This window comes from Paenibacillus jamilae (assembly GCF_050482105.1).
In the GTDB taxonomy this organism is placed as follows: Bacteria; Bacillota; Bacilli; order Paenibacillales; family Paenibacillaceae; genus Paenibacillus; species Paenibacillus jamilae_B.
In genome coordinates this window covers 94309-115766 of the sequence record NZ_JBCNHI010000018.1, presented here as the reverse complement: position 1 = coordinate 115766, position 21458 = coordinate 94309, and the positions used below count along the sequence as shown (strand labels likewise).

Sequence of the window (21458 nt, the reverse complement as noted above, 5' to 3'; positions counted from 1 at the left end):
TAGAAATTTGCATCCATTTTTCAGAAATTCGTCCCATTTTTTTAGTTCTAAAGCCCTATCGACAAATTTTGACGTTTTCATTCTTTTTCTCTTCTTGACATTGACCCACCATTACATATAATATATATTATTGAAAAAGACTGTACGGCAGAAACTATCTACTGTGCGGATCTTAAATTTTGGGCGTAACAGTTTGTGTCACCCTCATCTTATTTGTTGCTGACAGGACAGCGGCTGAACTTTTCTGTCAGTAGTGCGTCTCACCTTACTAGGTAGCGCCGAACAAATTGGAGCGCAAAGAGAGCCCCAACTCAAATTTTAATTATGAAGGAGTTAACTCTATAATGGCACGTTACACTGGTCCTAAATTTAAATTGAGCCGTCGTCTCGGTATTTCCCTGAGCGGCACAGGTAAAGAATTGAAACGCCCTTTCCCTCCGGGACAACATGGTGCAAACCAACGGAGAAAAATCAGTAACTACGGTATGCAGCTTCAAGAAAAACAAAAGCTGCGCCACATGTACGGTTTGGGTGAAAAACAATTCCGTACCCTGTTCAACAAAGCTCAACACATGCACGGTATCGCTGGTGAAAACTTTATGTTCTTGCTGGAAAGCCGCCTGGACAACCTTGTATTCCGTCTTGGCTTTGCTAATTCCCGTGCAGGCGCACGTCAATTGGTAGCTCATGGTCACGTTACTGTGAACGGCAAAAAAGTTGACATCGCTTCTTACCAAGTAAGCCCTGGTGACGTGATCGGTCTTCGTGAAAGAAGCCGTTCCCTGTCTTCCATCAAAGAAGCTTTGGAAAACCGCAACCACTTGGTAGCTTACCTGGAGTACAATGACGCAGCTCTGGAAGGTAAATACATTCGTTTGCCTGAGCGTGCTGAATTGTCTCAAGATATCGATGAAAAACAAATCGTCGAATTCTACAACCGCTAATCCTTGCATTAGCACCGAAAAGCACCCGAATTTATTCGGGTGCTTTTTTACGTTCTCCACGCATTAAGCTTGAGGGGGTTTACTCAATGGGAATGTATACCTTCATATTCAAATGATCAGGATAGGAATTCATCACGTCCGTAATTTCAAAATCAGGCCCCTCCCTCCGTTCAAAGTTAGAATTAGGAAGCCATGTACCGTAGATAAAGTCTCGTATATTCTGAACCCGTCCATTTGAACCTGAAGCGTCAAACTCAGCATACTTCCCAGCTGGAATCTCCATATATATGAAGCCTTCTGCCAATTCTTTCGACTCTGTTTCAACTGCCTCACCTACTACAAATGAAAATGCACCGTTGTCTTCAAATCGACAGGCAATCCCATAGGACATTCCTGGTGCGATTTTATTCGGAATACACATAAAATATTCATGTGCCCCAAAGTGTTCATAAAATCCTGGAATCTCTTTGTAATGCTGCTCATTATTCAGATTTGTTTTATATTCATATCCTACAATTTTGGTCGTTTCGAGTTGCAATATCACAGGCTTGTTCACCTCTAATTCCTCCGTTGCGTTTTTTTGGTAATCCAGAAAATTGATTTTGCTTTGAACAGAAAGCTCAATATTGCAGTTACGATATTTCCCAGGGGTAATCCCAAAACTTTTTTCAAAAGCGCGAGTAAAAGCTTCTTGTGAGTTATACTGATACTCAATAGCAATGTCCAATACCTTTTGATTGGATTGTTTTAGCCGCCCAGCTGCCTCGGACAATCTTCTCCTTCTTATATATTGTTGAACTGTAAAACCTGAAATGGCCTGAAAAACCCGTTGGAAATGAAAAGCTGAAAAATATGCCTGTGCAGCAATCTCGGCAATCTTTAAATCCTCGCGGAGATTCAATTCAATAAACTCAATTGCATACTGAATTCGTTTAAAGTAGTCCATATAACCCTTCCCCGTACTTGTAATTTATCTAGCCTACACCCACATTGAGTAACCCACGTATTCATTATGTAAAACTCTTTACCTACTTGTTTGATTATTTGTGCTAAGTTTACCACGGCTTTTCACTTTCAGAAATAAAAAAGCAGCACTGAGATTCAAGACCAATCTCAACGCTGCTTTTGAATGTATTTTAATTATCCAAGCTTAATTTTAGCAAATTTACGTTTACCTACCTGTACAATATCGCCTTCTTGCGGCTTGTACGCTTCGTTCACATCGGTCCACTTCTCTTCGTTAATTTTAACCGAACCCTGCTGAATACTACGCTTGGCCTCACCGTTAGATGCTGCAAAGCCTAGATGAGTCAGCAACTGGATGACACGAATGCCGCCTTCTTCTAGCTGATCAGCTGTTAACGTGAATTCTTCAATATCGTCAGGAAGCGCGCGTTGTTGGAATACGGTCACAAAATGTTGTTTAGCCGTATCTGCCGCCTCTTCACCGTGGTACATGCGCACTAATGTTCCGGCCAGCTTCATTTTTGCATCACGCGGATGCACTGAGCCCTCTTTAACACCTTTCGCCAGCTCTGCCAGCTCTTCATTGCTAATATCTGTTGCAAGCTCAAAATATTTTAGCATTAGCTCGTCAGGAACAGACATGGATTTACCGTAAATTTCGTTTGGCTCCTCATCCACACCAATGTAGTTCCCCAAACTTTTACTCATCTTTTGAACGCCGTCAAGCCCCTCAAGCAGTGGTAATGTAATAGTTGCCTGCGGCTCCACTCCGTATTCTTTTTGCAGCGTTCTACCCATCAGCAGATTAAACTTCTGATCTGTCCCTCCCAGTTCTATATCGCTTTGGAGAGCTACAGAGTCCATGCCCTGCATCAGCGGGTAAAAGAACTCATGGATGCTGATCGGCAAGCCATTTTGGTACCGTTTTGTAAAATCATCCCGTTCCAACATACGGGCAACCGTTACTTTGGCAGACAGGGTTACTACATCCGCAAAAGACATCGGTCCTAACCACTCGGAATTGTAGTATACCTTGGTCTTTTCAGGATCGAGAATCTTAAAAATCTGCTCCTTGTACGTTTGTGCGTTGCGCTGAACATCTTCCTCAGTCAGTTGCTTGCGGGTCTCCGATTTGCCTGTTGGATCACCAATTCTGCCTGTAAAATCCCCGATAATCAGCTGCACTTGATGACCTAGCTCCTGGAACTGGCGCAGTTTGTGCATAACAACCGTATGTCCGATATGAATGTCGGGCGCAGACGGGTCCAGGCCCAGCTTAATTTTGAGCGGCTCGCCGCTAACAACCGATTTGATCACCTTACGCTTCAGCTCATCCTCAGGTACAATTTCCGCCACTCCACGACGGATCACTTCTAGTTGTCGTTCTACCTCTGCTTTTTGCTCAGGCTTCAATTCTTCCCATTTCATCCTGAATACCTCCTATTCTTCATTCCAAAAATTACTATTAAAAAAACAAATAAACAAAACAAAAAGCCCCTTTCATCCCAAGGGACGAGAAGGAGCTGCTCGCGTTACCACCCTAATTAAAGAAACGTATGCCAAAAACACAGACGCTTCTTTCACTTCATTCTTATAACGGGTCTACACCCGGTACCGGATTACTATAGGCGCTTCGCAAACCTGCAAAAGCTTTCCGTTCATCCAGACAGCTCCAGACGGTAATTCAAAGGAGGGACGCTACCGATTCACACCACCCATCGGCTCTCTGCACAACGTGATTCCGCCTTCTACTGAAGTCTTTCTCTGCTTTTCACGATATTTACTTTGACCTATTTATAACACACAGTTTTTGTGTAGTCAACGACACCAAAAGACAGGCTTTTTAGCATATGGGTTCATTTTGTAATTTTATGCTATAATAATGGCTGTTATAAAGGAGGAAGACTTAATGGTTGAAGAAAAAAATAATGTATCAGAGCCAAAGCCTTCCCGCTTACGGAGAACCATGCGAAGGCTCGGCCGTGTCATAAAGTGGGTCGTTATCATCGGTTTTATGGGAGCACTGTTCGCAGGAGGAACCGCCGCCGGCTATGTTGCTTCTATTGTAAAAAACGAGCCCGTGCGTTCCAGATCTATGATTCTACAGGAAGTAGATAAGAATGCCATAACAGGATTCGCTTATTTCAATGATGGCTCTCCCATCGGGCAACTCCGGACTGAGGAGGATCGAAGACCTGTTACGTTTAAGGAAATCCCCCAACTCGTCATTGACGCAGTCATTGCCATTGAAGATAACCATTTTTACGAGCATAAAGGTGTCGATTTGTCGGGAACGCTGCGTGCTGTGAAGCAAAAGGCACTACATGAATCCGTACAAACTGGAGGGAGTACTCTTACCCAGCAGCTTGCGCGTCGTGTCTTTTTGAATCTTGATCGCACGGATGACCGCAAGGTCAAAGAAATTTTGCTATCTCTGCGCCTTGAGCGCTTCCTGAGCAAGCAGCAAATTATTACCGCTTATCTCAATAAGGTACCTTATGGTAATGGATCAAGCGGTTACAACGTCTTTGGTATTAAGGCAGCGGCCAAAGGTATTTTTAATGAGAATGATTTGAACAAGCTTAATGTGGCCCAAGCTGCCTATCTGGCAGGTCTGCCGCAGCTCCCTTCTTCTTATTCTGCATACAACGGTAAAGGCGAATTTAATGAAACAGGCTTTAAAAGGGCGATGAACCGTCAGCATCTGGTGCTCAGCCGAATGCTGGAGGAGAATAAAATCAATAAAGCCCAGTATGATGAAGCAATGGCTTTTGATATCAAAAAATCTCTTGCACCACGCACTGTTAAAGCTTACAACACTTATCCATATCTTATGATGGAAACGGAGCGGCAAGCGGCACAGGCACTTATGTCTGTCACCAATCCGAACCAAGCAGCTAACGCCAGTGCAGATACCAAAACGAAGGATGATAACGACTTGCTCAAAGAAGCTGAGCAGCAGCTTCGCACAGGCGGCTATATGGTATATACCACCATTGATAAGAGCGTGTATAAGTCCATGCGTCAAATTGCAGAAAACAAGGACAATTTCTCTGCTACTAGTAAAACCAAGGGTGACGAACAAGCGGCAGCCATCCTGATTCAGCATAAAACCGGCGCCATTCTTGGCATGATGGAAGGTCGGGATTTCCAAAAGGAGCAAATGAATTATGCTACCCAGATGGTACGTCAGCCGGGTTCTGCCATGAAACCGATTGCCGCTTATCTGCCTGCTTTGGACAGCGGACTCGTACAGCCTGGTACGATTGTAGATGATGCTCCTATTATTTTGAAAGATGGCAGTAATGGATATCACATCCCGAAAAATTCCAACAACCGCTACCAAGGATTGGTCACAGCTCGTTATGCACTGAATCAATCGTTAAATACGGTAGCACTCAAGCTATTTAACGAAAAAGTAGGAATTAGTAAAGCTTGGGATTTCGCCAAAAAACTAGGAATCACCACCTTGGAACCAAGTGATAACAACGCCCAAACAGGTGTACTGGGCGGCTTGGCCCATGGGGTAACCGTTGAGGAACTCACCAATGCATATGGAGCCATCCCTAATGGCGGTGTGTTCAATGATGCCTATATGATCGAAAAGATCGTGGATTCACAAGGCAATATTGTATATAAACATCAGCCTAATCCTGTGCAGGCCTTTACACCTCAAACTGCCTACCTGATGACGGATATGCTACGTACAGCCGTGTCAGAAGGCACAGGCAAACTGGTGAAGCGTAACTTTAACCAATCCAGCAAGATTCCAATTGCCGGCAAGACAGGCACTACACAATCCTATACCGATGTGTGGTTCGAGGGTTTTACGCCTGATGTCACGCTAGGGGTGTGGGTTGGTTACAAGCAACCTGTCAATAAGCTTGAAACGAAAGCACAAAAAGAGCGGGCTCGTCGTCTATGGGCTATAATCATGAATGAAGTAACGGCTAAAGATTCTCAGTTATTCGAAACGGATAGTTTCAAGAGACCTGACGGTATTGTAAGCCGTACAGCGTCCGCTTATGGTTCAGACATTTATAACAGTAAATATCTACCCAAAAACAGTGAAAATGGTGTCACCCGTGCGAAATATATCACGTATCAAGGTGTAAATTATATTCCACGTGATGGTACACCAGATGATATGTTGTATGAACGGACCGTTAGAAAACGGGAAAAGCCAATCTCTGAATTGATTAAAGAGCTTCAGCAGGCCTTCACAGTGATGAAACGACACAACTCGTTGTCCTACTATCTGCCTCAAGATGCAGATAAAGAAGCACCTACTCAGATTGATCCACGCAAGGACGACGGAGCCGCTCCTAATGCTCCATCTAGTGTCAGCGTAAGTTATAGTGACAGCAAGGCCATAATCAGCTTTAGTCCAAGCGGGAACAGCGATGTTGTCGGTTACCGTCTATATCGTTCCACAGACGGAGGCACCTTCCAACGGCTTGGCAAGGTCGTCATGGCTGACAGCTCCAAGGTATTCACTGACAGCCCTGGTGGAAGCAGCGCAAGCTACTATGTAACCGCCGTTGATGTAGGTGGACATGAGTCTGGGCCAAGCACCAAAGCAAGTGCAGCGCCTGAAATACCACCCGCAGATTCTGAGTCACCGGACGCTTCGGGCGAGGGAGATGGAACAGGGACGCAGCCTACGGAAGTTCCTACTGCACCTGGGCAGCCCCAGGCTAAAGCGACAGGCTCGTCTGTAGCACTCCAATGGAGCGCGGGAAAGCCTGCGGACGCTATAACAGGCTATAACGTATATTACAGTGAAAGCGGTGCGGAGCCTTTTAAAAACATAGGCTCTACCGCATCTACCAGCTTTGAGTATAAACCAAGCAGCAAGCCCAAAGGCTGGTTTCGTGTTACTTCTATGAACGCCATGGGAGAATCGGCTCCTTCTGGGGCAGTTCGCCCTTAATTGAAGAAGAGCGCAGGAAACGATAGGTTGGGTGAAGATGAATGAGATCACCCTAACAAAAAGGGAGTCTCCATAGCTATAATGGCTATGGAGACTCCCTTTTTTAGTGCAAACATGTATCCATTAATCCTCAATAGTAGACAAGTCACCTGTGGGAAGGTTAAGCTCCCAGGCTTTCAGCACACGTCTCATAATTTTACCGGAGCGAGTTTTAGGTAACCTTTCCTTAAATTCAATTTCACGCGGAGCAGCATGAGCAGACAACCCTTCCTTGACGAAGCGGTAAATGTCCTGTTGTAACGCCTCTGACGCTGTATAGCCATCACGAAGGGCGACAAAGGCCTTAATGATCTCTCCTCGTACCGTATCTGGTTTCCCAATAACTCCAGCCTCCGCTACAGCGGGATGCTCCAGGAGCTTGCTCTCCACCTCAAAAGGACCAATGCGCTCTCCAGAGGAGTTAATAACATCATCAATTCTTCCTTGAAACCAGAAGTATCCGTCCTCATCCATGTAAGCTGAATCACCGGATACATACCAATTGGGAAAGCGGAAATATTCCTGAAACTTGTTGGGATTGTTCCATATACGGTTCATCATGGATGGCCATGGTGTGCGTATCGCCAAATGTCCCATTCTGTTGGGAGGCAGCACCTGGCCTCTGTCGTCCAAAATAGCCGCCTGAATCCCTGGCAGTGGCTTTCCCATCGAGCCTGGCTTAATCGGCAGCTCTGGGTAATTACAGATCAACTGTCCTCCTGTCTCTGTCATCCACCAAGTGTCATGAATACGCTGTGCGTAGACTTGCCATCCCCACCTGACTACCTCGGGATTCAGTGGCTCCCCAACGGACAATACATGCCGCAAGCTGCTGAGATCATAGTTGGCAACAACCTGCTCGCCTGCGCTCATCAGCATCCGAAACGCCGTAGGAGCACTATACCAAATCGTCACTTCGTGGCGTTCAATTGTGCGGTACCAATCCTCCGGACTGAAACGACCTCCACGAATGACATTCGTAGCTCCGTTTAGCCAAGGAGCAAAAATGCCATATGATGTTCCCGTAACCCAACCAGGGTCAGCAGTACACCAATACACATCATCTTCCCGCAAATCCAGCACCATTTTACCCGTATAGTAATGCTGAATCATTGCATTTTGCACATGATACACGCCCTTGGGCTTGCCCGTTGAACCTGAGGTATAGTGAATAATTAGTCCGTCTTCACGACTTAACCATTCGGGCTCAAGCTCTTCTGAGGACATAAGCATTTCCGTTTCGAAATCAATAACTCCCTGCTCCCGTTTGTCCATATTACCAACTACAAAAATGTGTCGCAGCTCAGGAAGCTCCTCACGTTTTACCCGTGAAAGAAGCGCAGGTGTGGTTACTAATGCCACCGCCCCGCTATCCTCCAAGCGATCCTTAACTGCCGTTTCCATAAACGCCTCAAACAGTGGACCGACAACAGCCCCTACCTTTAAAACACCGAATAAACTAATGACCAGCTCAGGCGAACGCGGCATGAATATAAACACCCGCTCCCCTTTACCAATACCGTATTTGCGCAGCACATTTCCGAATCTGTTGGAACTAGCACGGAGCTGAGAGAAAGTGTAGGTTTCATGACGGTTTGCGTCACAATACAAAAGCGCTACTTTCTCCCCCCGACCTTCTTCTACATGTCGATCAATCGCTTCATGTGCCATGTTCACTTTACCTGTGTCATACCACGTAAAATGACGTTCTACATCTTCCCACTGAAAGTTGTTGTAAGCTTGTTCATAAGAGCCCATGTTGGATGTGGGAACTACAGCCTGGAGTTCTTCAATCTTCATGCGTTCAGCCTCCTCACAATGTAATAATGAGAATTACACAGAACAAAATAGCGCTTACAAAATTAATGTTGCAAATTATTCCTTGGATTTGAGGATTGATTTAAAACATTTATTTGTGAACATTTCGTGTCTAAATCAGTATATCATAGGTTAGGATGTGACGACCATCCTTTTCATTTATTTGTTTTTTTGTTATAAGTAGGGGATATGAAGAGCTACTGATGGCTAACAAGGAGGTCGCACACATGCAGCATTTAAAACTGTACCACTTGGACACACTGGATCATAACGGACAAATCATTCATGTCGAAGGACCGGTATCCGCTGATCGACTGCGGTCATTTCAAATGCATACGCAATTGGACGCCTTTCGTAAACCAAAGGAGCAATTCAACGCGCTGGTGGAAATTTCAGAACTGCCAGAAGGCAGAATCATCATTGCCCATGATGGAGAAACCCTTCTGGGATATGTGACTTTTCACTATCCAGATGAGATGGAGCGCTGGTCAGAAGCAGGTATGAAGGATTTACTAGAACTCGGAGCTGTCGAGGTAGCCGATGACTATCGCGGGCTGGACCTGGGTAGCCGAATGATTCGGATTGCCTTTGAGGACGGACAGCTCGAATCCTATATTATTTTTACGACCGAATACTATTGGCATTGGGATTTAAAAGGCAGCGGTCTTTCCGTATGGGAATACCGCCGCATGATGGAACGCCTGATGAAAACTGTAAATATGGTATGGTACGCCACGGATGATCCTGAAATATGCTCACATCCTGCGAACTGTCTGATGGTACGAATGGGAGACGATGTGCCCCTCGAATCACGAGAACAGTTTGACCGTATTCGTTTTGTCCGAAGATTCATGTATTAAGAATTACACTATTAATCCAAATGCTTGAGCATAAACTCCACAATACGGTGCGAACGATGCGAAGCTTCAACCGTAAACTCGGCATAATTCACGTGAGCCGATCCATCAGCCTTATCAGACATAGATCGTAGGACAACATAAGGTACAGCGTTCATATGAGCTGTCTGAGCCACTGCGGCGCCCTCCATTTCGGTACAAGCACCGCCCATTTCGTGATGCAATGCTGTTACTATCTCACGGTTTGCGACAAATTGATCGCCGGAAAGTACTTTTCCGACAATGTATCGATCATCAAATGATTTGCAGGCTCGTTCAGCCAAACGGACAAGCTCGGGATCGGCTGCGAACTCTGAGGTGTCCTGATCAGGAATGACCCCTCTGGCATAACCCAATGGCGTTACATCCATATCATGCTGCATACATGTTGATGAGATGACAATGTCCCCAATGTTTAAATCCGGATGCACCGCCCCTGCCACTCCTGTGAATATAATCTGTTCTACGCCAAAATGATCAATCAGGATTTGTGTGGTTACCGCAGCATTGACTTTGCCTACACCGGACTTGCAGACGACTACTTTTTGCCCGTGAATCATTCCAGTAGTGTATGTGATTCCAGCCTTGGTCGTCTTGCTTGCTTCCGTCATTGCCGAGAGCAGCAATTCAATTTCTTCATCCATCGCACCCATTAATCCATAAAGTCGGCTCATTACGTATCCCTCGTTTCTTAGATTGATGATGATGTCACCACAAGAAGCTATGTATTCACGAAAAAAGCTCCGTCAAAGGAGCTTTCATCGAAGGTGTATCCTATTGGGCACTGTGCCTAGTCTAAATAATTAACCGATAACCGCAGGATGGTTTCATGCGGCAAAATAACGCGAGAATTCTCCACGTTCTCCTTCTTCATCAGCTTGGTGAGCAAACGCATCGCTACCGCACCCAAATCGTACATCGGTTGCGCGACAGTTGTCAGCTGAGGACGAACCATGGAGGCCATACGAATATTATCAACACTGATTACCGAGAAATCATCAGGTACTTTCAGTCCCTCATCCTGAATGCTGTGGATTGCTCCAATTGCCATTTCATCCGTAGCAGCAAAAATCGCGCTTGGCTTCTTCTTCAGGCCCAGGAAGTATTTCATGGCTTCAACACCGGATTCATAACGATAGTTCCCGATTCGCACGAGATCCTCCTGATAATCGATTCCAGCCGTTTCCAATGCTCTCTTGTAACCTTGAAAACGTGCATAACCATTAGCCGGGTCTTGAAGCGTGCCACTGATCATTGCGATTTGACGGTGTCCATGGCGGATCAACGTGTTAACAGCATCGAAAGCAGCTGCTTCATGGTCAATATCGACCGAAGGATAGCTACCTTTTTCATCACTCGTTGCACATAGAACAATAGGAACAGCAGCTGTATGGAACGCCTGAATATGCTCGTCCGTTACTGTGCCGCCCATGAACAGAAGTCCATCGACTTGCTTTTCAAGTAACGTGTTGATAACACGGATTTCTTTTTCTTTCCGCTTGTCGGCATTACACAAAATAATGTTATAGTGATACATATTCGCAATATCCTCAATACCACGCGCAATTTCTGCAAAAATTGAGTTCGATATATCCGGAATAACCACGCCTACAGTCGTCGTCTTCTTGCTAGCCAAACCTCTAGCTACCGCATTTGGGCGATATCCCAATTGTTCAATCGCTTCGTACACCTTCTTGCGGGTTTGAGGTTTTACATTAGGATTATTGTTAACTACGCGGGACACCGTGGCCATTGACACACCAGCTTCGCGAGCTACATCATAGATCGTTACCGTCACATTCCTTCTCTCCATTGCCAATAAATTTTCAACCGAATCCTAGATCAACTAATTAGAACCATGATACGACAAAATACTACTTTATGCAACGACAGCACTTATTCTATCTAAGTGAGATGATCGTGGAGCGCACGGGCTGTAATATTCGAATGGGAAGTATGCCAGACAGCCTTTCCGTCCTTGATTAGAATGGCCTGCGGCGATTCATGTTTCACCTGAAGCTTGTCCGTGGCCTCATTGGACACTGGCCGATCTTCTACTACATAAATGATACCGTATTCAATATTTTCGTTGGAAGCACCTTTCAAATAAGACTCCACTTCCTGATATGCGCCTGCACTTATCGGACAACGCGTGCTATGCTTAAAGAGAAGCAACGGCTTCTCTGATGACGCTTCCAGAGCCTTACTTAATTGTTGAATAGTAGTCATTTTCGTCATCGTCGCCATTGGATATACATTCCTTTCTGTGTCTTGTCGTATGGCCTATTCTCATCGTAACAAAAAGAACATGTAAAATCCAATGGTGACCATGAAAATTTTCATATTTTTTAGTTTTTTGTATTTGTAAATACCGATTTACTGGTAAAACCGGATAATTGAACCAATTTTTTCTCTACATCATTCATCCAATCTTCATCTCCTAGGCTTCTCGCATAGCGATAAAGATCCAGTAAGAGATTAATTCGAAGCTCCATTCGCTCCTCCAAAGCAGATTGCCAATCCACATTGGGATTGTCCGCTTCCTCCAGTACGAGCTTGCGAATAATTTCTGCCAGTTCATTGTTGCGAGCAAAAGATATTCTCCGGGGCGCAGGTTTGCTCCCTAGACTTTGTAAAAGCTCCTTAATGTCCTTCGTCACATGCTGCAAAACCTCACTGGAAAAGCATGATGGGCATGAGAATACAGGCACATGCAAAATTTCAACCTTGCTCGCATATATTACCTTCCGCAATTCCAGTCCCATCGGTTCACCGCATTGACATTGCTTATGCACTTTAACCACCTCATTACGTAGGATCAAACTATATGAGGATCTCATCAGAATCCAGATATATCTATCTACTAGTCTATAAAAAATTTGTTAACTCTATAAAATCTATCATACCTTTTTTTATTTCGACTTTGGGGCCTCAAATCCTTCCACAGATTGCAGCAATGAACAAATTACCAAAGCTTTGGAGGGTCAAAAAATGACGATAATTGGTGTTAAAGAGCAACTCCTAACCTGAAAATTTGCGAAGAAATGGACTTCGGACGTACTTTTTCTTAAGATGTAAATGTAAAGATTACAAAACAAAGGTGTCATATATGGCGCAGGAAAGGATGGTTGGATGTCAAGACTTACCGGAAAAAAGGTAATTGCCCTGGTAGATGAGGAATTTGAGGACTTGGAATTATGGTACCCGGTGTACCGCGTTCGTGAGGAAGGCGCAGAAGTACATTTAGCCGGTGCTGAAAAGGGTAAAAAATATATTGGAAAATACGGCGTACCTGCTGAAGCAGAATATGCCTTTGAGGAACTGAATAGTAGCGATTATGATGGAATTCTCGTTCCTGGCGGTTGGGCACCTGATAAATTGCGCCGCTATCCCAAGGTTATTCAACTCGTACAGGAGTTTCATGCCGCACGTAAACCCATCGGACAAATCTGCCATGCAGGCTGGGTGCTGATTTCTGCTAAAATATTGGACGGTGTTACAGTCACCTCCACACCAGGTATCCGTGATGACATGGAAAATGCAGGAGCGATCTGGAAGGATGAAGCTGTGGTCACAGACGGACACATTGTATCCGCTCGTCGGCCGCCCGATCTTCCGCCGTACGGAAAAGCGTTCTGCGATGTATTAGCTGATAACACTCGGAAATAAGATATGTAGTCCGCACATTCAGAACTTAAGTAAAGTTATGTATAGCTATATCGAAAAAGCACCTTCAAAACCACTTTAATCACTGGTCTTGAAGGTGCTTTTTCGTCCGAGCTATACTAAGCTTTTCGGATATTAAAATGTTACTGCCGCCCAGGTCCGGCTGGGGTACAGCTGATATTAGCTGCAGTCAGCTTGTCTTCGATCGCTGCACCAGTGGACATGCCAAAGCAAGCACGAGCGATTGCCGTTGCTTCAGATGCAGTCGTATTCAGCACACGATGCTTGACCCGCAATAAAGATTGGGGGGACATACTGAGCTGATGTATTCCCAGTTCCAGCCAAAGTGGAACGGATCGTTCATCTCCAGCCATCTCACCGCAGACACTCACATCAATTCCCGCCTGATGTGCCGCCTGTGCAGTCATGCGCAGCATTCGAAGTACAGCTGGATGGTATGGATGGTACATATGCGCGATCTGCTCATTCATACGGTCCACAGCCAGCACATACTGCACTAGATCATTTGTTCCGATACTAAAAAAATCGGTTTCAGCTGCTAAGAGATCTGCAATCATCGCCGCAGCCGGAACCTCAATCATAATCCCTCGCTGTATTTTGGGATTATAGGCAAGCCCTCTTGCATCCAAATCCGCCATAGCCTCCTTCAAAAGAGCATCTGCCTGGCGGATCTCTTCCACGGATGAGATCATTGGATACATGACCTTGATATTCCCCATTGCACTGGCACGCAAAATTGCAGTCAACTGAGTTTTAAACAGTTCCTTCCAATCCAGGCTAATCCGTATCGCACGATAACCTAGAAAAGGATTTTCTTCCTCTGGAAGTTCAAGATAATCCAACGGCTTATCACCGCCGATATCCAATGTACGGATAACCACAGAGTGATTCCCAGCCTTTTCCGCTATTAGCCGGTATACTTGATACTGTTCCTCCTCATCAGGAGCAGATTTGCGATCCATATATAAAAATTCCGTGCGGAACAGCCCCACACCCTGAGCTCCATGCTTCAAAGCGGCCTCCAGCTCTTTGGCGGAGCTAATATTGGCGGCCAGCCTCAGCGTGGTTCCATCCTTGGTCACAGCTTCTACAGAAGCGAGCACCTGGAGCTGCTCCTTCCTGCGTCGCTGCTCGTCACGCAAAATGACATAGTGGTCTATTACAGATTTTTCTGGATTCACATACACCCTGCCCAGGTCCCCGTCCACAACCATCATATCTCCGGTTTGAACGGGCAAATTCAAATTGCTCTCCAATCCCGAAACGAGTGGAATACCAAGCGCACGGGCCATGATCGCAGAATGCGATGTTTTACCACCATTCATAGTCACAATCCCCAACACATAGCTGGGATTCAGGTGTGCCGATTGAGATGGCGAGAGCTCCTTGGCTACCAGGATATAGGGCTGTGTGTCGTCAGGAAGAGTCACCTCCGGTGCGCCCAGCAAATGCTTGAGTAGACGGTTCCCCACATCCTTAATGTCGATTGCCCGTTCTTTCATATATTCATCATCCAGCAAATCAAACATGGTCACAAAATGATCAATAGCTTCCTTCACAGCCACCTCGGCTGCTTTGTACTGGCGCTGAATAATGCCACTAATTTCGTTCATGAATTCCGGATCTTCCAATATGGCAAGATGAGCATCAAAAATGCTGGATTCCTCCACACCCACCATCTCTCGGAACTCATCCTTAATAAACTGGATTTCACTTTTGGATGTACGTATTCCTTCATACAATCGTTCAAATTCTTTCGCAAGATCTACTGTATCCATTTTTTGATCAGGTAAATCCCACTCCCAGCTCGGCAGGACAAATGCCTTCCCGATGGCCACACCTGCTGCGGCGCCGATGCCTTCTATCATGTTTCTACCCCTCCAACATTCCTGTCATGCAGCACAACGGACATTACCGAGGCCTGACCTTTTTTCACTGTTTTAAACGGAGCAAAGCTCCACGACTTGACGCGATCCGGATTCGTGATGACCATAGGAGTCACCAGCGATGGAGCTTGCTCTCGCAGCGCCTGCAAATCAAATTTGATCAGCAATTGCCCCGGTTCCACCGTATCGCCTGCTTCTACCATAGCAGTAAAATTCCCTTTTAGCTGTGAAGTATCAATCCCGATGTGAAGTAGAACCTCAAGTCCCTCTCGTGTGGAGATGCCTAAAGCGTGCATGGTCGGATACAAATGCATTACCGTACCATACACCGGAGAAACAAGCTCACCGCGTTCAGGAACAAAAGCAACGCCGTCTCCAACCAGCTTCGTCGCAAAAATTTTGTCAGGCACTTCATGAATCGGTAGCATTTTTCCATGTACAGGAGCATTGAACAGAATTTGAGGAAGATCACGTTCCATCAGTTTCGCAATTTCCTCACGGATCAGTTCTGAATATGTTCCAAATACGACTTGTAAATTACCCCCGCCCAGATTAATTAGCCCGGCCGATCCCAAAGCCTTCATCGCTCCAGTATCAATCAACCTGTCATTGTGGACAGTCAGCCGTAAACGGGTGATGCAGGCCTCTACCTGCACAATATTCTCCTTCCCACCGAGTGCTTCCAAAATAAGCGGAGCACTGTAAGGAATATTACCGGCCCAATCTTCCAGAACTGAGCCTTCCTCGCGACCAGGGGTTGGAATACGGAACCGACGGATCGCCCATCGAAAAAGTACATAATACACAAGTCCATATGCCACTCCGACTGGAATTAGTAACCAGGCGTTATGTGACAGATGGAAGTTAAGGACATAATCTATAAAGCCCGCCGAATATGAAAAGCCGTGATGAATGTCCAGTTCAAAGGTAAGCCACATGGCCAGACCAGACAGAACCGCATGAACGAGGAACAAATAAGGAGCTGCAAACAAAAAGGCAAACTCAATCTGTTCTGACACTCCGGTAAAAAAGCAGACCAATGCAGCCGTCAGGAACGTTTTTTGCACCTTTGGCTTCAAATCTTCACGAGCTTCCTGAATGATCGCTAACGCAATAGCAGGGATCGCAAACATCATAATGGGAAACAACCCGGACATGAAATAGCCCGCTGTCGGATCGCCAGCAAAAAAACGGGGCAAATCCCCCTGCACAACGTTCCCAGACGGCGTTTTATATGTACCCAGTTGAAACCAAAATATATTATTAAGTAGATGGTGAAGGCCAAAAGCTGCCAACAGTCGGTATAGAATACCGTAAATAAGTAGTCCAAAGCCGCCCAAGCTTGATTCCAGCCCTAATATAAATTCCAAGCCTCGTTGAATCAGCGGAGCAATAATCAACATGAGCCCAGCAAATACAGCAGAGAACAGGCCAATAAGCAGCAGAACAAATCGGGTACCCCCAAAAAACTGTAGCACTTCAGGCAGCTTAATGCTTTTGAAACGATTATAGGCCAACCCTGAAATGACCCCCAAAATGATACCAATCAGCGTCGCTGGCTGGATGAGTCCGTTTCCAAATCTCAATGTGACCTGATCATATATAGCCATACCAGCCAATGCAGCCAGTCCCGCCTGACCTGCTTGATTCGACATACCCAGTGCAACACCCACCGCAAACAAATACGGCAAAAAATAAAATATCCCGTGTCCCGCCGCATTTGCCATATCAGACACCATAGGGAATCCCCACGTCGCCCAAGGAAGGCTGCCGAGACTTAGCAATATTGCAGCTGCCGGTAGCACCATCGTCGGGAGCATGACAGCACGACCAAGCTGTTGTAAGGATCCGAGCCAATTCATGGCATTCCTCTCCCTTCTATCCCTGATGGTAAGCCGAATAAATACTTTTGTCAAAGTAATGGTTACGTCTGCCAAAAATATTTATTTATGCTTCTACAGGTCAAATAACTTACTACTCGACAATAACCCTATGAATTCATAGATTCTCTCATATTCCAAGCATACATACATTATATGGATTCCTGAAAGTATAATATACTGTATCATAGTTCTGATTTCACACCAAAAACCTTCAACCCTATGAAATAAGGGAAGAAGGTTTTCTTCATGTGCATATAGCAGAGATCAGTGATGTGATTATCCTTTACGTACAGCCTGGGTCACTGAATCCTCCACCTTAATGCAGCGATCCATAATAACCGTCATGCCATGCTCCTGCGCAATATCAGCGGCTTCCTGACTTATTATTCCCTGTTGCAGCCACAGTATCTTAGCTCCAATAGCAGCGGCTTCACGCGCAACCTCTGCGCAATATTCACTGCGACGGAATACATTAACCAATTCAACGGGCTCTGGCACCTCAGCAAGACTGGCATAGCAAGTCTCTCCAAGAATCGTTTGCCCTGCAGCCGCAGGATTAACCGGAATAATCCGGTATCCCCGCTTTTGCATAGCATAAGAAACCATGTATGAGGTGCGGTCTGATTTATCAGACAAACCAACAACTGCGATATTGCCTACTTGTTCTAAAATAGTCTTAATCTCTTCTCTGGACGGATTTTCAAAAGCCATTCTATCTCCTCCTGCCTGCATCTTAACTTACCTTTATTTTACCCATTCTACAGAAGCACCAAGCGTTGTCAGATGGTCAAAATACTGCGGGTACGATTTGGCGACATGATGTGCATCCTTGATCACCAACGGCTTCTGCGCACGCAAACCTACAACCGTCAATGCCATAATGACACGGTGATCAAAATGCGCGTTAATTTCCACACCACCTTCGACCCCCTCAGGTCTACCATGCACGATGATTTCCGCTTGTCGTTCTTCTACCTTAGCCCCTGCCTTGCTCAACTCATTCAAATAATCGGTAATGCGGTCACATTCCTTATACCGTAAATTTTCTACGTTATAAAAACGGGACGTACCTTCGGCAAATACAGCCGCAGCTACCATGGCAAGCACAGCGTCTGTCGCAGCATCACCGTCAAACTCGATGGCTTTTAACCGACCGTTCCCTTTTACGACAACGGTATCGTTCTCATGTGTCAGTGGCACTTCCATCATACGCAGTACATCTACAATAGCACGTTCTCCCTGTTTGCTCTGCTCTTTAAGACGATGGATCGTAACATCTGAATTCGTTACTGCAGCCGCCGCTAGCACCGCAGCACTCCCTGGATAATCCCCCTGTACAGTATACGTACGTGGCTGATAGGATTGCCGCCCTGGCACGCGGAAAGACATGTAGTCATCACTTGCATGAATGGTAATCCCAGCCTCTTGCAATACCTCCAAAGTCTGCCCAATGACCACTTTGGATTTCAAATCATGCAGCACTTCAATCTCACTATCTTCCTCCAGCAAAGGTGTCAGGAACAACAGAGCGCTTAAATACTGTGAGCTAACCGAGCCGGACACCTGGATTTTACCGCCCTTTGCCTGACCACCCTGGATGCGTATTGGCAACTTGCCTTCACGATGCTCTACTTTAACCCCCAGTTGCCCTAATGCATCGATTAAATCATCATGTGGTCTTTTTCCCAATGAGTCGGGATATGTATTCACAAATGTAACATCCGGACATAGGGACGCAATTCCCATCAAAAAACGTAGCACCGCTCCTGCATTGCCTACATTCAGTTCCTTCACAGCTTGAGGATGGCTACCAAAACCTGTAATCACTATTTTTTCATCATCCTCTTCCAGCACTGCTCCCAGATCGGTAATACAACGACGCATCGCGTCACTGTCTTCACTATGAGCTGGATAATAAATGGTGCTTTGTCCATCGGCAAGTGCAGCCATGAGCAGATAACGAGTCGTGTAGTTTTTGGAGGACAAAGCCCCGATCTCTCCTTGCAAGGAAGGGGTAGGTCTAACGATAACATCCATAATATTCATGCTCCTTTTCGATTCAAACCATCCTAGTTTACGTTAATTATACAAGTTGTAACGTTCATTTCTCCACCCAAAAAATAAGGAATATTTATTTAGGTCTGTCTAGGCTTAGCAACTGGTTGACTAATCTTTATTCATTTTTTAGATTTAGGCTAATTGACAGCTTGGAGATCGCTTCGCTATCATACATAGAGAGTGTGACGTTTCTCACACGACAACAACACAAGTAGTACCCATATACATTAGAAAAGAGGTCCAGCCATGACGCAAATCGCTCTGATTGAACCTTCTGAGCTTCGCGCACGCCTGCAAGCAGGAGAGCAATTGCAATTGATTGACGTCCGCGAGGCGGAAGAAGTAGCGGAAGGTATGATTGAAGGTGCCAAGCACATCCCGCTCGGACAGATTCCGGGTCGCCTTGAGGAAATCGAACGCACCGGCGAAATCATCTTTATTTGCCGGAGCGGTTATCGCAGTGAACGTGCCTGCGAATATTTGCAGCAGCTAGGTTACGAGGGCTGCACCAACATGACTGGCGGCATGCTGCAATGGTCCCAGGAGCAACAAAACAGCTAGTTTATAAAAGAGACGGAAACTTTCTGTCTCTTTTATTTATACTCAAAGCTTAGACGCGGTAAAGCATTAAAATATTGTGTTTCTATCATACCATAGCGTCAAAAGATTACACAATCCTTTAGTACCCTCAAAAGCGTATCTATAAGAACAATCAAAAAAACGGAAGCTTTTTTGCCCTTTGAGGCGAAAAAGCTTCCGTTGTGTTACATACTTCATTCTTACATATCGTCAGTCCATTAGAACCATTGATGATGGAATACGCCTTCTTTGTCCACACGCTTGAACGTGTGTGCACCAAAGTAGTCACGTTGCGCTTGCAGCAGGTTTGCTGGCAAACGCTCAGTGCGATAGCTGTCATAGTATGCAAGCGCACTGGAGAAACCAGGCACAGGAATACCTTGGGATACAGCTACGGAAATTACTTGACGCCATGCATCTTGATACGTTTCTACTACATTTTTGAAATAAGAGTCCAGCAACAGATTTTTCAGTGCAGGATCACGGTCATACGCATCCTTGATATTTTGCAGGAATTGTGAACGGATAATGCAACCACCCCGGAAGATCATTGCAATTTTTCCATATTTCAAATCCCAATCATATTCATCGGAAGCTGCACGCATTTGAGCGAAGCCTTGAGCATAAGACACAATTTTACTTGCGAACAATGCTTTACGTACGCTTTCGATAAATTCTTTCTTGTCACCGCTGAAAGATTCAGCTTTAGGACCGCTTAGTACTTTGCTTGCCGCAATGCGCTCGTCTTTCATAGCAGACAAGAAACGGGAGAATACGGACTCGGTAATCATGGACAATGGCACACCCAGATCCAGCGCGCTTTGGCTCGTCCATTTACCAGTACCTTTTTGACCTGCAGCGTCCAAGATCACATCTACCATAGGCTTGCCTGTTTCAGCATCATATTGGGAGAAGATGTCAGCTGTAATTTCGATCAGGTAGCTGTCCAGTTCACCTTTATTCCATTCTGTAAAGATTTCATGAAGCTCTTCTGCACTCACATTCAGGACAGATTTCAGCAAGTGATATGCTTCACCAATCAATTGCATGTCGCCGTACTCGATGCCGTTGTGCACCATTTTTACATAGTGACCAGCACCGTCGGGACCGATATATGTACAGCATGGGTCGCCGTCCACTTTAGCAGAGATTGCAGTCAGAATCGGCTCTACCAGTTTGTAGGCACTTTCTTGTCCACCTGGCATAATAGCGGGACCATTCAAGGCACCTTCTTCACCACCGGATACGCCTGTACCAATAAAGCGAAGTCCTTTTTCCTCCAGCTCCTTGCTGCGGCGCTGTGTATCAGGGAAGTAGGCATTGCCTCCGTCTATAATAATGTCGCCCTTGTCCAGATGAGGCACAAGCTGTTCAATCGTGGCATCTGTAGCTTTACCAGCTTGAACCATGATCAGGATTTTACGGGGTGATTCCAGTGAATTCACAAATTCTTCAATGGAGAAAGTACCCGTCAGTTTTTTACCTTCTGCTTCTTTGATAAGATCGTGCGTTTTTTCTGGAGAGCGGTTAAAAACCGAAACGGTGAAGCCTCTGCTCTCAATATTAAGGGCCAAGTTTTTACCCATTACCGCCAGGCCGATCACACCAATTTGCTGTTTTGCCATCTGGTTCCTCATCCTTTGCAACATATTTTGTATTCTATATCGCCGCTTTACCGCATTACACTTTATGTGAATCGGAACACGTGCACCTCTATTTTAACGTTTTTAGTGTCAGAAGTGAACCCCTGTCTAATCACAGATCAAAAC

General features: G+C 45.5%; 17 protein-coding genes and 1 other annotated feature. Of the genes, 5 read left to right on the top strand and 12 right to left on the bottom strand.

What is annotated here, in order from left to right; all coding sequences use genetic code 11:
- Positions 1-344: 344 nt before the first annotated feature.
- A complete protein-coding gene (gene rpsD, locus ABEW32_RS15640) occupies positions 345-944 on the top strand; it encodes a 30S ribosomal protein S4 (RefSeq protein WP_013371873.1) in 600 nt (199 codons plus the stop codon).
- 79 nt (positions 945-1023) lie between these two features.
- Here the strand turns inward: rpsD and ABEW32_RS15635 are convergent, their stop codons facing one another.
- The gene (locus tag ABEW32_RS15635) at positions 1024-1890 is read right to left on the bottom strand and encodes an AraC family transcriptional regulator (protein ID WP_430189033.1); all 867 of its coding nucleotides are present in this window, start codon (positions 1888-1890) and stop codon (positions 1024-1026) included.
- Between the two features lie 194 nt (positions 1891-2084).
- Positions 2085-3338, bottom strand: coding sequence for a tyrosine--tRNA ligase (tyrS, locus tag ABEW32_RS15630; RefSeq protein ID WP_430189031.1), 1254 nt, complete (start codon positions 3336-3338; stop codon positions 2085-2087).
- Positions 3339-3415: 77 nt separating this feature from the next.
- Positions 3416-3684 (bottom strand) — a binding site (T-box leader).
- Positions 3685-3819: 135 nt separating this feature from the next.
- Here tyrS and ABEW32_RS15625 point away from each other — a divergent pair.
- Positions 3820-6843 (top strand): transglycosylase domain-containing protein, encoded by a 3024-nt coding sequence (locus tag ABEW32_RS15625; protein ID WP_430189029.1) that lies wholly within the window; start codon positions 3820-3822, stop codon positions 6841-6843.
- 123 nt (positions 6844-6966) lie between these two features.
- Here the strand turns inward: ABEW32_RS15625 and acsA are convergent, their stop codons facing one another.
- Positions 6967-8682 (bottom strand): acetate--CoA ligase, encoded by a 1716-nt coding sequence (gene acsA / locus ABEW32_RS15620; RefSeq protein WP_430189026.1) that lies wholly within the window; start codon positions 8680-8682, stop codon positions 6967-6969.
- Positions 8683-8927: 245 nt separating this feature from the next.
- Here acsA and ABEW32_RS15615 point away from each other — a divergent pair, with 245 nt between their 5' ends.
- Positions 8928-9560, top strand: a complete 633-nt coding sequence (locus ABEW32_RS15615) for a GNAT family N-acetyltransferase (protein ID WP_430189023.1) — start codon at positions 8928-8930, stop codon at positions 9558-9560.
- 11 nt (positions 9561-9571) lie between these two features.
- Here ABEW32_RS15615 and ABEW32_RS15610 read toward each other — a convergent pair whose 3' ends face one another.
- The 4 genes from ABEW32_RS15610 to ABEW32_RS15595 all read right to left on the bottom strand — a co-directional run bounded on the left by ABEW32_RS15610 (position 9572) and on the right by ABEW32_RS15595 (position 12391).
- Positions 9572-10270 (bottom strand): 5'-methylthioadenosine/adenosylhomocysteine nucleosidase, encoded by a 699-nt coding sequence (locus ABEW32_RS15610; RefSeq protein ID WP_430189021.1) that lies wholly within the window; start codon positions 10268-10270, stop codon positions 9572-9574.
- 116 nt (positions 10271-10386) lie between these two features.
- Complete coding sequence (ccpA, locus tag ABEW32_RS15605; RefSeq protein ID WP_013371881.1) at positions 10387-11394, bottom strand: catabolite control protein A; 1008 nt, start codon at positions 11392-11394, stop codon at positions 10387-10389.
- 107 nt (positions 11395-11501) lie between these two features.
- Positions 11502-11843 carry a bacillithiol system redox-active protein YtxJ gene (gene ytxJ / locus ABEW32_RS15600; RefSeq protein WP_430189018.1) on the bottom strand — a complete coding sequence of 114 codons (342 nt, stop codon included), beginning with the start codon at positions 11841-11843 and terminating at the stop codon, positions 11502-11504.
- A gap of 101 nt (positions 11844-11944) precedes the next feature.
- Entirely contained in the window at positions 11945-12391 is a 447-nt protein-coding gene (locus tag ABEW32_RS15595) for a hypothetical protein (RefSeq protein ID WP_430189016.1), read from the bottom strand.
- Between the two features lie 337 nt (positions 12392-12728).
- Between ABEW32_RS15595 and ABEW32_RS15590 the strand changes: the two genes are divergently transcribed.
- Positions 12729-13265, top strand: a complete 537-nt coding sequence (locus ABEW32_RS15590) for a type 1 glutamine amidotransferase domain-containing protein (protein WP_430189013.1) — start codon at positions 12729-12731, stop codon at positions 13263-13265.
- A 140-nt stretch (positions 13266-13405) separates the two neighbouring features.
- On the opposite strand, the gene ptsP is transcribed toward ABEW32_RS15590, so the two are convergent.
- The 4 genes from ptsP to aroA all read right to left on the bottom strand — a co-directional run bounded on the left by ptsP (position 13406) and on the right by aroA (position 19089).
- A complete protein-coding gene (ptsP, locus tag ABEW32_RS15585; protein WP_430189010.1) occupies positions 13406-15151 on the bottom strand; it encodes a phosphoenolpyruvate--protein phosphotransferase in 1746 nt (581 codons plus the stop codon).
- A complete protein-coding gene (locus tag ABEW32_RS15580) occupies positions 15148-17031 on the bottom strand; it encodes a glucose PTS transporter subunit IIA (RefSeq protein WP_430189008.1) in 1884 nt (627 codons plus the stop codon). The genes ptsP and ABEW32_RS15580 overlap by 4 nt, the downstream gene beginning before the upstream one ends.
- A gap of 297 nt (positions 17032-17328) precedes the next feature.
- Positions 17329-17763 (bottom strand): CoA-binding protein, encoded by a 435-nt coding sequence (locus tag ABEW32_RS15575; protein ID WP_013310932.1) that lies wholly within the window; start codon positions 17761-17763, stop codon positions 17329-17331.
- A 33-nt stretch (positions 17764-17796) separates the two neighbouring features.
- Positions 17797-19089 (bottom strand): 3-phosphoshikimate 1-carboxyvinyltransferase, encoded by a 1293-nt coding sequence (gene aroA / locus ABEW32_RS15570; protein WP_430189005.1) that lies wholly within the window; start codon positions 19087-19089, stop codon positions 17797-17799.
- 267 nt (positions 19090-19356) lie between these two features.
- Between aroA and ABEW32_RS15565 the strand changes: the two genes are divergently transcribed.
- A complete protein-coding gene (locus ABEW32_RS15565) occupies positions 19357-19671 on the top strand; it encodes a rhodanese-like domain-containing protein (RefSeq protein WP_430189003.1) in 315 nt (104 codons plus the stop codon).
- A 236-nt stretch (positions 19672-19907) separates the two neighbouring features.
- Here ABEW32_RS15565 and gndA read toward each other — a convergent pair whose 3' ends face one another.
- Entirely contained in the window at positions 19908-21314 is a 1407-nt protein-coding gene (gene gndA, locus ABEW32_RS15560; RefSeq protein ID WP_013371891.1) for an NADP-dependent phosphogluconate dehydrogenase, read from the bottom strand.
- Positions 21315-21458 lie beyond the last annotated feature (144 nt).